This is a genomic window from Actinophytocola sp. (genome assembly GCF_050699915.1).
Lineage (GTDB): Bacteria > Actinomycetota > Actinomycetes > Mycobacteriales > Pseudonocardiaceae > Actinophytocola.
Genome location: NZ_JBOHGA010000186.1, coordinates 1 through 12,730, shown reverse-complemented (window position 1 = coordinate 12,730; position 12,730 = coordinate 1). Strand labels below are relative to the sequence as shown.

The 12,730-nt window shown below is 70.5% G+C and carries 15 protein-coding genes; 12 read left to right on the top strand and 3 right to left on the bottom strand.

The features are described 5' to 3' along the window. From ACRDSK_RS25835 to ACRDSK_RS25815, 5 genes are all read left to right on the top strand, one after another. Nucleotides 1-409 (top strand): class I SAM-dependent methyltransferase (locus ACRDSK_RS25835; RefSeq protein WP_431443866.1); only part of this gene is annotated, 409 nt, incomplete at its 5' end. Beyond that, nucleotides 406-990 carry a YceI family protein gene (locus tag ACRDSK_RS25830; protein ID WP_431443864.1) on the top strand — a complete coding sequence of 195 codons (585 nt, stop codon included), beginning with the start codon at nucleotides 406-408 and terminating at the stop codon, nucleotides 988-990. The genes ACRDSK_RS25835 and ACRDSK_RS25830, both read left to right, overlap by 4 nt. A 172-nt stretch (nucleotides 991-1,162) precedes the next feature. Next, nucleotides 1,163-2,074 (top strand): acyl-CoA desaturase, encoded by a 912-nt coding sequence (locus ACRDSK_RS25825; RefSeq protein ID WP_431443863.1) that lies wholly within the window; start codon nucleotides 1,163-1,165, stop codon nucleotides 2,072-2,074. A gap of 79 nt (nucleotides 2,075-2,153) precedes the next feature. Further along, a complete protein-coding gene (locus tag ACRDSK_RS25820) occupies nucleotides 2,154-2,591 on the top strand; it encodes a hypothetical protein (RefSeq protein WP_431443862.1) in 438 nt (145 codons plus the stop codon). A gap of 3 nt (nucleotides 2,592-2,594) precedes the next feature. Further along, nucleotides 2,595-3,515, top strand: a complete 921-nt coding sequence (locus ACRDSK_RS25815) for an asparaginase domain-containing protein (RefSeq protein ID WP_431443860.1) — start codon at nucleotides 2,595-2,597, stop codon at nucleotides 3,513-3,515. A 66-nt stretch (nucleotides 3,516-3,581) separates the two neighbouring features. On the opposite strand, the gene ACRDSK_RS25810 is transcribed toward ACRDSK_RS25815, so the two are convergent. Then, nucleotides 3,582-3,842 (bottom strand): hypothetical protein, encoded by a 261-nt coding sequence (locus ACRDSK_RS25810; RefSeq protein WP_431443859.1) that lies wholly within the window; start codon nucleotides 3,840-3,842, stop codon nucleotides 3,582-3,584. Between the two features lie 164 nt (nucleotides 3,843-4,006). Here ACRDSK_RS25810 and ACRDSK_RS25805 point away from each other — a divergent pair, with 164 nt between their 5' ends. Together ACRDSK_RS25805 and ACRDSK_RS25800 are read left to right on the top strand one after the other, a co-directional pair. Then, nucleotides 4,007-4,483, top strand: a complete 477-nt coding sequence (locus tag ACRDSK_RS25805) for an ATP-binding protein (protein ID WP_431443858.1) — start codon at nucleotides 4,007-4,009, stop codon at nucleotides 4,481-4,483. Between the two features lie 23 nt (nucleotides 4,484-4,506). Continuing rightward, nucleotides 4,507-5,427, top strand: coding sequence for an LLM class F420-dependent oxidoreductase (locus ACRDSK_RS25800; RefSeq protein WP_431443857.1), 921 nt, complete (start codon nucleotides 4,507-4,509; stop codon nucleotides 5,425-5,427). Between the two features lie 89 nt (nucleotides 5,428-5,516). Here the strand turns inward: ACRDSK_RS25800 and ACRDSK_RS25795 are convergent, their stop codons facing one another. After that, nucleotides 5,517-6,185, bottom strand: coding sequence for a hypothetical protein (locus tag ACRDSK_RS25795; RefSeq protein WP_431443856.1), 669 nt, complete (start codon nucleotides 6,183-6,185; stop codon nucleotides 5,517-5,519). Between the two features lie 35 nt (nucleotides 6,186-6,220). Continuing rightward, the gene (locus ACRDSK_RS25790) at nucleotides 6,221-6,799 is read right to left on the bottom strand and encodes a sigma-70 family RNA polymerase sigma factor (protein WP_431443855.1); all 579 of its coding nucleotides are present in this window, start codon (nucleotides 6,797-6,799) and stop codon (nucleotides 6,221-6,223) included. Nucleotides 6,800-7,408: 609 nt separating this feature from the next. Here ACRDSK_RS25790 and ACRDSK_RS25785 point away from each other — a divergent pair. From ACRDSK_RS25785 to ACRDSK_RS25765, 5 genes are all read left to right on the top strand, one after another. After that, the gene (locus ACRDSK_RS25785; RefSeq protein WP_431443853.1) at nucleotides 7,409-8,986 is read left to right on the top strand and encodes a DUF1996 domain-containing protein; all 1,578 of its coding nucleotides are present in this window, start codon (nucleotides 7,409-7,411) and stop codon (nucleotides 8,984-8,986) included. A gap of 180 nt (nucleotides 8,987-9,166) precedes the next feature. After that, entirely contained in the window at nucleotides 9,167-10,561 is a 1,395-nt protein-coding gene (locus ACRDSK_RS25780; RefSeq protein WP_431443851.1) for a DUF1996 domain-containing protein, read from the top strand. Nucleotides 10,562-10,608: 47 nt separating this feature from the next. Further along, nucleotides 10,609-11,205, top strand: coding sequence for a ferric reductase-like transmembrane domain-containing protein (locus tag ACRDSK_RS25775; RefSeq protein ID WP_431443849.1), 597 nt, complete (start codon nucleotides 10,609-10,611; stop codon nucleotides 11,203-11,205). Continuing rightward, nucleotides 11,202-11,426 carry a ferredoxin gene (locus tag ACRDSK_RS25770; protein ID WP_431443848.1) on the top strand — a complete coding sequence of 75 codons (225 nt, stop codon included), beginning with the start codon at nucleotides 11,202-11,204 and terminating at the stop codon, nucleotides 11,424-11,426. Before ACRDSK_RS25775 ends, ACRDSK_RS25770 begins: the two co-directional genes overlap by 4 nt. A gap of 28 nt (nucleotides 11,427-11,454) precedes the next feature. Then, nucleotides 11,455-12,730: NAD(P)/FAD-dependent oxidoreductase (locus ACRDSK_RS25765; protein WP_431443847.1), on the top strand; the 1,276-nt coding region annotated here is incomplete at its 3' end.

The window sequence follows — 12,730 nt, the reverse complement described above, 5'->3', positions numbered from 1 at the left end:
CGGCCGGCCGGTCCGCCTGCTGCCCGGCCGCGCCGAGCACCTGGACCTGCCCGACGCGAGCGTGGACGCGGCCGTCGCGACGTTCGTGCTGTGCTCGGTGGCCGACCAGCGCGCCGTGCTCGCCGAACTGCTGCGGGTGCTGCGCCCGGGTGGCCGGTTCGTGTTCGCCGAGCACGTCGCCGCGCCGGCCGGCACCTGGCTGCGCCGCGCCCAGCACGCCGCGGCGCTCGCGGGCCGGGCGCTCGGCTCCCGCTGCGCGCCTGACCGGGACACGCTGCCCGCCCTCGAACGATCCGGCTTGGACGTCGTGGAGCTGCACTCCTACACCCGCCCCGGCCCGTTCGGCACTCGGATCCCACACATCGCCGGCGCCGCCCAGCGCCCGGCCGACCCGGAAGGAACCCGATGACCAGCACAAGGACCAGCGCAACGACCAGCAAGACGACCGAGCCGGTGACGATCCCCGCTGCCGGCGGCTACCGCATCGACCCGACCCGCTCGACGATCACGTTCAGCACCCGGCACCTGTTCGGCCTGGCGCCGGTCCGCGGGACGTTCCGCCTGCGGTCGGGCCACATCCAGGTCGCCGACCTGCCGGAGCGCTCGACGGCCGAGGCGACCGTCGCCTCGGAGAGCTTCCACACCGGGACGTCCGCCCGCGACACCCAGGTCCGGTCGGCGGCCTACCTGGACGCCGTCCGACACCCGGACATCGTGTTCGCGTCGACGGGGCTGTCCCGCTCCGGCGACGACTGGGTGCTGGAAGGCACCCTCACCGTGCGTGGGCTGGCGCGACCGCTGTCCCTGCGCGTGTTGTCGCTCTCCCCGGCAGAGTCGGGCCTGCGACTGCGTGCGGCCGCCCGGGTCGACCGGTACGAGTTCGGCATCACCGCTGGTCGTGGGATCATCGGGCGCCGGCTGTCGCTGAGCCTGGACGTCGTCGGGGAGGCCACTGAACGCGGGATGAACGGTCCGGCAGGTCGGGGGTAATCGAAGTTCACGGCACGGTGGCGTCCCATTTGCCCGGACAGGGTGGCATCGCGGCGAGCGGACCTGCTTTGCTCTACCTCGACAGTCCAGCTGGACGGAAGTCGGGGTGACAGGCATGACGCTAGCGGCGGAATCTGCGGAGTCAGTGAGTTCTACGAGGTCAACGAGCCAGATGCGTGCGCTGCACGGCGAGCAGCGCGGGCTGGTGCCGCAGATCGGCACCTACCTGTTCATCGTCGGGCCCTTCCTCGCCCTGCTCGCGGCGGTCCCGCTGACCTGGGGCTGGGGGCTCGGCTGGCTCGACATCGTGCTCGCCGCCGTGTTCTACACGGTCACCTGCCTCGGCGTGACCGTCGGCTTCCACCGCTACTTCACCCACCGCGCGTTCAAGGCGCCGCGGCCGGTGCGGGTGGCGCTCGCGATCGTCGGCAGCATGGCGCTGCAGGGCCCGATCACGCACTGGGTCGCCGACCACCGCCGCCACCACGCGTTCTCCGACCGCGACGGCGACCCCCACTCGCCGTGGGCGTTCGGTACCGGCCCGATCGCGCTCGTCAAGGGTTTCTGGCACGCGCACATGGGCTGGCTGTTCGACCGCAATCTCACCAACGCCGAGCGGTTCGCGCCGGACCTGTTGGCGGACAAGGACATCGTGCGGGTGCACCGCCAGTTCGGCCTGTGGACCGCGGTCACGCTGCTCGCACCGGCCGTCATCGGCGGGCTGGTCACGTGGTCGTGGTGGGGCGCCGTCACCGCCTTCTTCTGGGCGGGCCTCGTGCGGGTGTCGTTCCTGCACCACGTCACGTGGTCGGTGAACTCGATCTGCCACATGATCGGCAGCCGCCCGTTCGCCGCGCGGGACCGGTCGGCGAACTTCTGGCCGCTCGCGATCGTCTCGATGGGGGAGTCGTGGCACAACCTGCACCACGCCGACCCCACGTGCGCACGGCACGGCGTCCGGCGCGGGCAGATCGACATCTCCGCGCGGCTGATCTGGATCCTCGAGAAGTTCGGCTGGGCGCACGACGTGCGGTGGCCGACGCCGAATCGGCTGCTGAACCTCGAGACGCGCCGCCCGGCCTGAACCGCCGTTCAGCGGGGCGGTTGACGATCCGGTTACGTTGAGAGCCGTCCTTCGTCGACCGACCCACGGAGTTGACGGCATGCCGGAGAACCCGACGGCGACCACGGAGCGGGACCGTTTCCCGCTCGTGGTCAAGTCAGCCGCGGGCCTCGTCGTCGCGGGCGTGGTCGTCGGATCCCTGCTGCTGTCCGGCGGCGGTGGCGACGAGCAGGTCGCCGTGACCAACCCGGCGGTGCCGACGATCACCGACGCCGGCGGGTCCGGGTCGGGTTCGGCGGAGGCGCCGCCTCGACCGGCCGAGGCGCCGCCGGTGTCCCTCGCGGCGCCGGCCGTCGGGACCGAGACCGCCGTGATCGCACCGAAGACCAAGCCGAAACCGACCGCCGGCACCCGCCCGGGCCGGGAGCCCCGGTTCGCGCGGCCGGGGCGGCCGTGCCCTCGACCTGGGGCGATCTCCCTCACCCGGCGGTACGAGCCACTCGTGTGCCGCAACGGGCGCTGGGACGAGCTGTTCTAGCGGATGACCCTGCTGCTGGTCGCGACCGGCGACACCATCGCCCATCGCACCTCGTCCGTGGCGTCCGGCCGCGACCTGCTCGAGCTGGCCGGGCCGCCGCCCGCGCGGGTCGTGGTGGAGGACATGCTCGCCGAACCGTCCTGGGACACGTCGACCACGACGCAGCTCGCGCTGGCCCGCCGGGTGCGCACCGCACTCGCCGACGACGAGTTCGCCGGCGTGGTGGTCACCCACGGCGTGGACTCCCTCGAGGAAACCGCGTTCCTGGCCGACCTGCTGGCCGGCCCGGCCCGCGGCGGCATCGTGTTCACCGGCGCGTTCCACTCGTTGGCGGCCGCGTCGCCGGACGGTCCGGCCAACCTCGCGGCCGCCCTCGCCACCGCCGCGGACCCGGCCGTGCGCGGCGCGGGCGCGGTCGTGTGCCTGGCCGGAGAGCTGCACGCGGCCCGCTACGCGGCGATGGTCGACACGCGGGCGGACCGCGTCACGTCGGCCCCGCAGCCGATGCTGGGCCGGGTGGTCGAGGGCCGGGTCCGGCTGACGTCGACCCCGCCGCCGCGCCCGCCGGCCGCCGGCTCCGAGGTGGAGTCCGACGTGGCGCTGATCAAGACCTACCCCGACATGCCGCCGTCCCTGCTGACGACGGTGACCGACCTGGGCGCGCAGGGCGTCGTGCTGGAGGGCACGGGCGCCGGCAACGTCCCGGTGGAGCTGTTCGGCGCGATCATGGAGCTTTCCCAGATGAACATTCCGGTGGTCGTCGCGTCCCGCGCGCACACCACCGGCATCGGGATGACCGAGCGGTTGGGGGCGATCGGCGCGTGCGGGCTGAGCGCGCAGAAGGCGCGGCTGGCGCTGATGGTCGCGCTCGGCAGCGGCGGCGGCGTCAAGTCCGCGCGGCGCTACTTCGAAAGCCTTGCCTAGCCCCGGAAGGAGGGACACCACCCGACCCCTGCCGCCGGGCGGTGTCCCTTACCGGGGCCGGACGACTCAGGCCGCGCCGCGCCGCGCGCTGGGCGGCGTGACGTGCACGATCGAGGTCGTTGCGACGAGGTGTATCGCTTGGTGGAGGGCACGGTGCGAAGTGCGCACGCCGACCCAGACGTCACCCGTGACCGGGTCCGACTCGAGTGGCCCGACGACCTCGCCGATGCGGAAGCGCTCACCGTCGTGGTCCTGCAGGAGGAACGTGACGAGCGAGCCGCGCGAGGGGCCGGTCACGTCGGGGGTGGTGTTGTCCAGATCGCCCATGACAGACGGATACCCACGATCGTGTGAGCATATGCATACTCCGTGCAACTTTTTCCAAGATTTTTCGGTTGGCTGTTTTCCCAGGTCAGCCGCAGTGGTTGTCTACCGTTCTTTCGGGTACTCGAACTTTGCCCAACGTTTCCACAGGCGGGAGGCAGGTGCTGATGAGTAAGGGCAAGCACCGTGACACGGCCGCCGCCTCGCTGCACCACCACGGACCGGCGTCGCCGCAGCTGGCGGCGCGCTTGCGGCGTCAACTCATCGAGTGGGCCCGCAACGAGGGGATTCCCTCGGACACCACGTACGACATCGGCTTGGCGAGCTACGAGGCGATGGCCAACACGGTCGTCCACGCGTACCCCCATGGCACGGTGGGACCCCTGGAGCTACACGCCCGGCTCGACCCCGGCGCGGTCGTCGTCACGGTCGCCGACCGCGGCACGTGGGACGACGCGGAGGTTGGCACGGAGGCCGGCGCGGAGCCCGACCCGGAGTCCGACGAGGAGTCCGACGGGCCGGGTGCAGAGCGGCCCGGGGGCCGGGGGCTCGACCTGATCCGCCGGCTGTCCGACGACAGCGAGGTGGTCCGCGGCGAGTACGGCACGACGGTGCGGATGAGCTGGCCGAGGAAGGCCGCCTGATCGCCGTGTGGTGAGCTGGCGGCATGGATCTGCGCATCATGATCGAGCCCCAGCAGGGGGCGAGCTACGACACGCAGCTGCGGCTGGCGAAGGCGGCCGAGGAGCTCGGCTTCGGCGGGTTCTTCCGCTCCGACCACTACCTGACCATGAGCGGCGACGGCCTGCCCGGGCCGACCGACGCGTGGGTGACGCTCGCCGGCATGGCGCGCGAGACCAGCACGATCCGGCTGGGCACGATGGTGACCGCCGGGACGTTCCGCCTGCCCGGCCCGCTCGCGATCCAGGTCGCGCAGGTCGACCAGATGTCCGGCGGGCGCGTCGAGCTCGGGCTCGGTGCGGCCTGGTTCGGTGCCGAGCACGCCGCCTACGGCATCCCGTTCCCGGCGCAGCGGCACGCCCGGCTCGCCGAGCAGCTGGAGATCGTCACCGGGCTGTGGTCGACGCCGGTCGGCTCGCGGTACTCGCACGAGGGCCGGTACTACACGCTGAAGGACTCGCCCGCCCTGCCCAAGCCGGCGCAGTCGCCGCTGCCGGTGATCGTCGGTGGTATGGGTCCGAAGAGGACTCCGGAGCTAGCTGCCAAGTACGCCAACGAGTTCAACGCACCGTTTAGGTCCGCTGTGGACAGTGGAGAGCAGTTCGGCCGGGTGCGTGCGGCGGTCGTGGCGCAGGGTCGCGACGCGGGCGAGATGGTGCTCTCCCACGCGATCACGACGGTCGTGGGCGCCGACGATGCGGCGGTGACGCGGCGGGCGGCGGCGATCGGCCGGGACGTGGCGGAGCTCAAGCAGAACAGCGCGGCCGGCACTCCGGCGGAGGTCGTCGACACGCTGGGCCGCTACGCCGAGGCCGGCGCGACGCGGTCCTATCTGCAGATCCTCGACCTCGACGACCTGGACCACCTGGAGCTGATCGCCTCGGCGGTGGCCCCGCAGCTGCGCTGACCAGGGCGAACCGGTCACGGACGAACCGAGTCCGGACACGCGAACAGGACCCACCGTCCATCCACGGTGGGCCGTGCGCGTGCCCGGCCTCAGGTCGTGATATCGATCTTGACCGGGCCGTCGTCCTGGCGCAGCTCGAACCCGACGATCTCGAGGATCGGGATGTCGACAGTGCCGCGTTCCTTGGCACTTGGTTCGTCCACGCCCATCTCCCACGGGGTCACCTCTTCGCGGTGACCGTTGCGGGTGACGACGATCAGTTCACCCTTCGCCGGCCCCGGGACGGCGAAGAGTTGCAAATCGACAGTAGTGGAGCTCGAATCGCCGTCCACCGTAAGGATCGCGGTGGCGCCCGTTCCTCGGTCGGTCCCGGTCAACGTGCGTGCGCCGGCGACGGCGGTCGACTCACTGGTCTTCGGCTCCGCGGACGCGGAGACGGTCACCGTGGAGTCGGCCACCGACGAGGGCGAACCGTCCCCTGTGGACCGAAGCACCACGATCGGAAGGCTCACGAGAACCACTCCGGCCGCGGCGGCGGCGAGCCACAGGTTGCGGCGTCTTCCCTTGCGGGTAGCGGTTATCTCGGCGAGCGCGCCGTCCAGTGCCTGGACGCTGGCCGCCGGTTCGATCTCCGGCTTGATCTGTTCTAGTAGGCGAGGCAGGTCGGCGAGCTCGCGATACTCCGCGCGGCAGCGCGGGCAGTTGGCAAAGTGTTTCGCGAAGGCCGCCTGCTCGGGCGGATCGAGGATGCCGAGCACGTAAGCGCCGACGTCGATGTGGTCGGGTGTGGGCATTATCCCTCCCCGTCCCGCAACGCACGACGCAAGGCGCGGAGTGCGTAGAACACCCTTGACTTGACGGTACCTGGTGGGACCCCGAGGACGTTCGCCGCCTCGTTTACGGTCCGGTCTCGAAGATATGTCTCCTCCAGCGCCTCCCGATGTTCGGCCCGCAGGCCCCGCAACGCGTCGGCGACGACCATCGCCGAGAGCGCCTGCTCGGACCGGTCTGGGACCGGAACGAGCGCCAGCGGCGCGACATCCACCTCACGTGGACGCGCGCTCAGACTCCGCCGCCCGTCGATCACGATGCGGCGCGCGACCGTGTACAGCCACGCACGCAACATTCCCGGCTCGCGGTCGAGTCGATCTGCATTCCGCCAGGCACGGACCAGGGTCTCCTGAACGACGTCCTCGGCCCACTGGCGGTCGTTACCGGTCAGTCGCAAGACGTGACCGAACAGTGGCCCACCGAAGTCGCGATGGATCATCCTGACCAACGCCTCGTCCTTGTCCAAGAAACCATCCCCGGATCCGTCCAAGACGCTTCCCGTGCCGGCGGCGCCCCGTCTGGAGCTAGAACGCCGGCTCATGGGGACACATCTTGAACCCGACATGTGGAGTTCGTCAAAAGTGACTTAGATCACACCAGCGAGTTGGCCGTGATTGAACCGTGACTACGGCCTCTCCGTATGAGCTGGTGACTGCACGTGCTGACGTCATCAGGAATCTCCTTGCGCAGAAAGGAAACCACATGCGAATCGCGGCCCTGCTGGAGCTCCACTCCCCGGTCGCCGCCGCGACCATGGGGAGCGCGTGGGCACCGGCAGTAGCCGCATTACCACTGGATACAGCAGGCCAACTGGCGCCGGCGGCGACACATCCCACGCCGCCGGCGTTTGGCAGCACACAGGCGCCGCGCGACTTCGACGCGCGGCTTCTGCACCTAGTCGGGGACAACAAGCTCGGTGTGAGCCGGGGCTCCGGTCTGGCGGCCGCCGCCGCCATCGATCGACAGGCTCCACCGACATCTGAACGTCCGTCCGCGATTTCGGCGGTGGCACCACTACCGCCGGCCACGTCGATTACCAGTTCCCAGCACAAGGGTGCGGGAGACGGTGGCGACCTGCGTGCTCCAAGTGTTGTGCCAGCAGGGCTCGAGCTGAACGAGCAGTAAGCAAGCCGACTACAGCGAGGAAGTCATGTCACGACACCAGATACCGCGTCACGCACGGAAGCGCCTGACGATCGCGGCCATCGCCGCGGCGGCGCTTATCGGCGGCTCGGTAACCGTCGGCGTTATGGGCATTGCCTCCGCTGGCGAGGACGGGAACCAGACCGCCGTCAGTGCCGCGGATTGCCAGGTCGAAGCCCCGCCGGAGGAAGAGGCTCCGCCGGAGGAAGAGGCCCCGCCGGAGGAAGAGGCCCCGCCGGAGGAAGGCGGCGAGGAGCAGGCTCCGCCGGAGGAGGAGGCTCCGCCGCAGGAAGGCGACGAGCAGGCCCCGCCGCAGGAAGGTGACGAGCAGGCCCCGCCGCAGGAGGGCGAGGAGCAGGCTCCTCCGCAGGAGGGTGAGGAGAACCTTCCCGCGCAGACCTACGGCGTGACCGCCCCGCAGGCCGCGCACCCCGACAACCCGGCTTCCGGTGGCCAGGAGGAGCAAGAGCCTCCGGCCGAGGAGCCTCCGGCTGAGGAGCCTCCGGCTGAGGAGCCTCCGGCTGAGGAGCCTCCGGCTGAGGAGCCTCCGGCTGAGGAGCCTCCGGTTGAGGAGCCTCCTGCTGAGGAGCCTCCGGCCGAGGAGCCGCCGGCTGAGGAGGAGCCGCCTGCCGAGGAGCCTCCGGCTGAGGAGCCTCCTGCTGAGGAGGAGCCGCCTGCCGAGGAGATCGACCCGAACTGCGTCGGGCCGTTCGATGAGGACTTCGTCGACATCGCCAACGTCGAGCCGGGTGCCGTCGTGGTTCCCGAGGCCGGCGAGAACGCCTCCACCGGCACCGTCACCAAGGACTGCGGTGTCAACAACGGCTTCATCAACTCGGACAACTTCATCGCCGCTCCGGGTGTGGTCAACGGTGCCCAGCACCAGCACCACCAGGTGGGCAACCTGAACTCCAACGCCAACTCCAACGAGCAGAACCTGCCGGGTGCCGGCACCAGCTGCGCCGACGGTGACGAGTCGACCTACTTCTGGCCGCTCATCCGCCTGCGCAACGCTGACGCTGCTCAGGACCAGGCCTTGGACGAGGCGAACCCGCACAACATCGGCGAGCCCATCGAAGCGGCCTCCGCGCAGATCGTCTTCAAGGGCAACGAGCAGAGCGAGGTCGTGGCGATGCCGCAGTTCCTCCGCGTGCTCACCGGTGACGCGAAGGCCTTCGTGGAGAACGCCCCCAGCGCGAACGCCAACGCCAAGTGGACGTGCTCGGGCCAGGAAGACCGGGTCGCGACCGACAAGTACCCGCTGTGCCCAGAGGGTAGCCAGACGGTCCGCATCTCGAACTTCCCGAGCTGCTGGGACGGCCAGAACATCGACAGCGCCAACCACCGCGACCACATCGTCTTCAAGGACGAGCAGACCGGTGCGTGCCCGGATGGCACGGTGGCGGTGCCGGAGCTGCAGATCACCACGTCGTACGACATCCCGCCGGGCCAGTCGTTCGCCGTGGACTCGTTCCCGGACGAGCTGCACAACCCGATCACGGATCACAACGACTTCGTGAACGTGATGAACGAAGAGCAGATGCAGCAGGTCGTCGACACCATCAACAGTGGAACGCAGGGCTAAGTCCTGCTTGGCATCCGATGCCGGCGGCGAGTCTCTCGCCGCCGGCATCGGCGCCACCACCGCAAACCACCACCGCGGACCTGATTCCGCCCGCGGCGTGGCCAACCACAGCTTCACCACAGACTTCGCTCACCCCGACCGAGCGAATACAGGGATCGACAAAAGAAAACCGAGGATGCAATGCCGAGACATGAGTTACCCCGCCGCACCAAGCGGCGGCTCGCGGTCGCAGGTGTGACCGCGGTGGCGATCATCGGGACCACGGTCACCGTGGGCATCATGGGTATCGCCTCCGCGCGGAACACGGCCGCACCCACGCAGTGCCTCCCCGTGGCACCGCCCGCTCCACCGACGGAGACCTCCGCCCCCACGGAGACCGTTCCCCCCGCCGACACCTCCGCCCCCGCGGAGACCGCCCCCCCAGCGGAGTCGGAGCAGCCCCCCGCCGAACAACCCCCCGCCGAACCGCCGCCCGCCGAGCAACCGCCGGCCGAGCAGCCGCCAGCTGAGCAGCCGCCCGCGGACCCGGGCACCCCCAGCGCTGAGAACCCCGCCCCCGAGGCCGAGGGGCAGACCGCCCCCGCGGCCGCCCAGCCCACCGGGGAAGCCCCGGACGAGGCCGGCGCCGCACCTCCCGCGCAGGCTCCCGAGGTGCCCGACTCCGCCGCGATGCAGGAGTTCGGCGCCGACGAGTGCGCCGCCAACCTCGGCCCGTTCGCGACCGACTTCATCGACATCCGTCGGGTCCCGCGGTCCAACCTGACGCCCCGCGCCCAGCGTGGCGCCTCGCGCGGCACTTTCACCGCGTTGTGCGGGCAGAACGAGGACAAGCACCACAACCCGGACAACTTCATCGTCGCTCCGGGTGTGCGCAACGGTGCCCAGCACACGCACGACTACGTGGGCAACACGAGCGCGGACGCCAACTCCACCAACGAGAACCTCCTCCAGGCCGACACCACGTGCCGGCGCGGCGACCTGTCGACGTACTACTGGCCGGTGGTCCGCTTCCGCGCGGCCGCGGGCGAGGAAGAAGTCGTCGACCAGGAGAACCCGCACAACGTCGGCACGATCGCGCAGCCCGCACGGGCGCAGCTGGTGTTCCGCGGCAGCGCCACCGGCAGGGTCACCGCGATGCCTCAGTTCATCCGGGTCATCACCGGTGACGCCAAGGCCTTCACGAAGGGTCCGGCCAACGCCAACGCGAAGTGGACGTGCTCCGGGTTCACCGACCGGGTCACGACCAAGTACCCGCTCTGCCCGCGGGGCAGCAGCCTGATGCGGATCCTGGACTTCCCGAGCTGCTGGGACGGCCAGAACATCGACAGCACCAACCACCGCGACCACATCAAGTTCCCGGACGAGCGGGGACGTTGTGCGGCGGGCACGAAGGCCGTGCCGGCGCTGCAGATGCGGTTGACCTACAACGTGCCGCGCGGTTCGCTGTTCGTTCTGGACGCCTTCCCCGACGAGAAGCACAGCCCGGTCACCGACCACGGTGACTTCGTCAACGTCATGCCGCAGCAGCTGATGAACCGTGTGGTTGGCTGCATCAACCAGGGACGCAGGTGCTGATGGCCGTGACGTAACCGACGACCCGAGACGAAGTGGGAGGAATGAGCGTGGTGCTCCAACTGGTAGCCGGTCAGGCCGGCGACGACGTCGATGCCGGGGTGCTCGAGCTCGGCGCGGTGTCGGGCCGGTTGGGTTACGCGCTGATGTGCTTGACGATCACGTGGGGCGTGTTGGTCTCCGTGGGGTGGGCCAACCGCCTCGCGGGGCGACCGGCGTTGCGGACCGGGCACGTGCTGCTCTCCGCGCTGACGCTGGCGTTCGCGTTCAGCCACATGATCTCGTTCCTCTTCCTTCGGGCCGAGCTCTACTCGGTCGTCGAGGTGTTCGTGCCGTTCAACGGCGGCGTCCAGCTACGCCACACGATGGGCATACTCGCCTTCGAGGGCATGCTGGCCGCCGCCGTTGTCGTCGGCCTCCGGCGATGGCTGAGCTACCGGCAGTGGCTCGGCATCCACCGGTTCGGCTACGCCGCGTTCGGCCTGGGGTTGGTACACGCCTGGGTCGGCGCCTACAACAACGGCACACTGTCCGCGCTGTGGCTGCTGGGAATCACGTTCCTGGTGCCCACGGCGACCGTCATCGCGCTGAGGTTCATGCCCTCCCGGGCGTTGACCAGCACCGGCCTGTTCGACGAGGCACCATGAAGGCCGGCAAGCGCCAGAAGGCGCTCAACAAGCTCAGCGTGAACAACGACCACTGCCGGCGGTACGGGTTCTGCGTCGCGGAGGCACCGTCCCTGTTCCAGCTCTCGGAGAACGGCGGGCTGCGCTACCGGCGCAACGTCGAGCCCGAGCAGCTGGAAGAGGCACGGGCCGCGGTCCGCATGTGCCCGACCCTGGCGATCGTGCTCGCGGAGGGTGAGTAGCCGTGAGCACCTTGGAGGAGAGCTACCGATGAGTGCGGGAGAGCGCATTGTCGTCGTCGGCACCGGGGGCGCGGGCCTCCGGGCCGCCGAACGTGTGCGCGAACTGGACTTCGACGGTGAACTGGTGATCATCGGCGAGGAGCCCTACCGGCCGTACCACCGGCCGTTGCTGAGCAAGCAGGTGCTCACCGGGTCGATCCGGCCGCGCGACGCGTTGTTGCCGACACATTCCGACCTCGGCGCCATCTGGCGGCCCAAGACCCGGGCGAGCCGGCTCGACACCGAGGAGCACATCGTCTACCTGCCCGGCGGCGAGGAGATCGACTACGACGGGCTGATCATCGCTACCGGCATGCAGGCGGCGCACCTGCCCGGCGCGCCGCGCCACGACCCGCGGATCCAGGTGCTGCGCACGGTGGCCGACGCGGTGGCCGTGCAGAAGCTGCTGGCGCGAGGCAAGGGCCGGGTGGCGCTGATCGGCGGCGGGTTCCTCGCCGGCGAGGTCGCCTCGGCCGCCCGTGAGCTGGGCCGGGACACCACGATCATCATCCGCGAGTCCGCGATGCTCGGGCACGTGCCGGGCTACGACGTCAGCGAGACGGTCACCGCGCTGCACGAGGCCAACGGCGTGCGGCTGGTCACCGAGGCGACGATCTCCCACTGGCACACCGACTCCACCGGCGGCGTGACCATGCACCTGTCCACCGGCGAGGTCGTCGTGGCGGACTGCGTGGTGCTCTGCGTCGGCGGCGTGCCCGCGACCGACTGGCTGCGCGGCTCCGGGCTGCTCGTCGACAACGGTGTCCTCTGTGGACCGACGACGCACGCGCACGGCGTGGAGGACGTGGTGGTCGCCGGCGACGCCGCGCGGTGGCCGAACCTGCGCTTCGACACCGTGCCGCGGCGGGTCGAGCACTGGATGAACGCCGTGGAGATGGGCCGGGCGGCCGCGGAGAGCCTGCTGGTCGGCCGGGACGCGGCCGCGCCGTACACGCCGCTGCCGAAGTTCTGGTCCGAGCAGCACGGCATCCGCATCCAGGGGGCCGGCGTCCCCACGCTCGCCCAGGACACCCTGCCGCTGACCGAGTCCGTGCCGGTCGGTTCCAAGGTCACCGGCTACGTCGCCGGCGGCGAGCTCGTCGGCGTGCTCGCCTGGGACAGCCCGCGCGGCATGCTGCACTACACCTACGAGCTCGACCGGCAGACCACGGAGGCCATGCGCCGCCGGCTCAGCGAGCAGAGTCAGCCGGTCCCGCAGGTCGACGAGACGCCGGCCGCGCCGGCGGCCCCGCGCGGGCCGGCGC

What these genes read in the sequence shown, in the direction of transcription:
- ACRDSK_RS25780 (WP_431443851.1), top strand. Translation starts at nt 9,167, where the DNA reads ATGCCGAGACATGAGTTACCCCGCCGCACCAAGCGGCGGCTCGCGGTC.
- ACRDSK_RS25785 (WP_431443853.1), top strand. Translation starts at nt 7,409, where the DNA reads ATGTCACGACACCAGATACCGCGTCACGCACGGAAGCGCCTGACGATC.
- ACRDSK_RS25790 (WP_431443855.1), bottom strand. Translation starts at nt 6,799, where the DNA reads ATGAGCCGGCGTTCTAGCTCCAGACGGGGCGCCGCCGGCACGGGAAGC.
- ACRDSK_RS25800 (WP_431443857.1), top strand. Translation starts at nt 4,507, where the DNA reads ATGGATCTGCGCATCATGATCGAGCCCCAGCAGGGGGCGAGCTACGAC.
- ACRDSK_RS25825 (WP_431443863.1), top strand. Translation starts at nt 1,163, where the DNA reads ATGCGTGCGCTGCACGGCGAGCAGCGCGGGCTGGTGCCGCAGATCGGC.
- ACRDSK_RS25805 (WP_431443858.1), top strand. Translation starts at nt 4,007, where the DNA reads ATGAGTAAGGGCAAGCACCGTGACACGGCCGCCGCCTCGCTGCACCAC.
- ACRDSK_RS25830 (WP_431443864.1), top strand. Translation starts at nt 406, where the DNA reads ATGACCAGCACAAGGACCAGCGCAACGACCAGCAAGACGACCGAGCCG.
- ACRDSK_RS25820 (WP_431443862.1), top strand. Translation starts at nt 2,154, where the DNA reads ATGCCGGAGAACCCGACGGCGACCACGGAGCGGGACCGTTTCCCGCTC.
- ACRDSK_RS25770 (WP_431443848.1), top strand. Translation starts at nt 11,202, where the DNA reads ATGAAGGCCGGCAAGCGCCAGAAGGCGCTCAACAAGCTCAGCGTGAAC.
- ACRDSK_RS25810 (WP_431443859.1), bottom strand. Translation starts at nt 3,842, where the DNA reads ATGGGCGATCTGGACAACACCACCCCCGACGTGACCGGCCCCTCGCGC.
- ACRDSK_RS25815 (WP_431443860.1), top strand. Translation starts at nt 2,595, where the DNA reads ATGACCCTGCTGCTGGTCGCGACCGGCGACACCATCGCCCATCGCACC.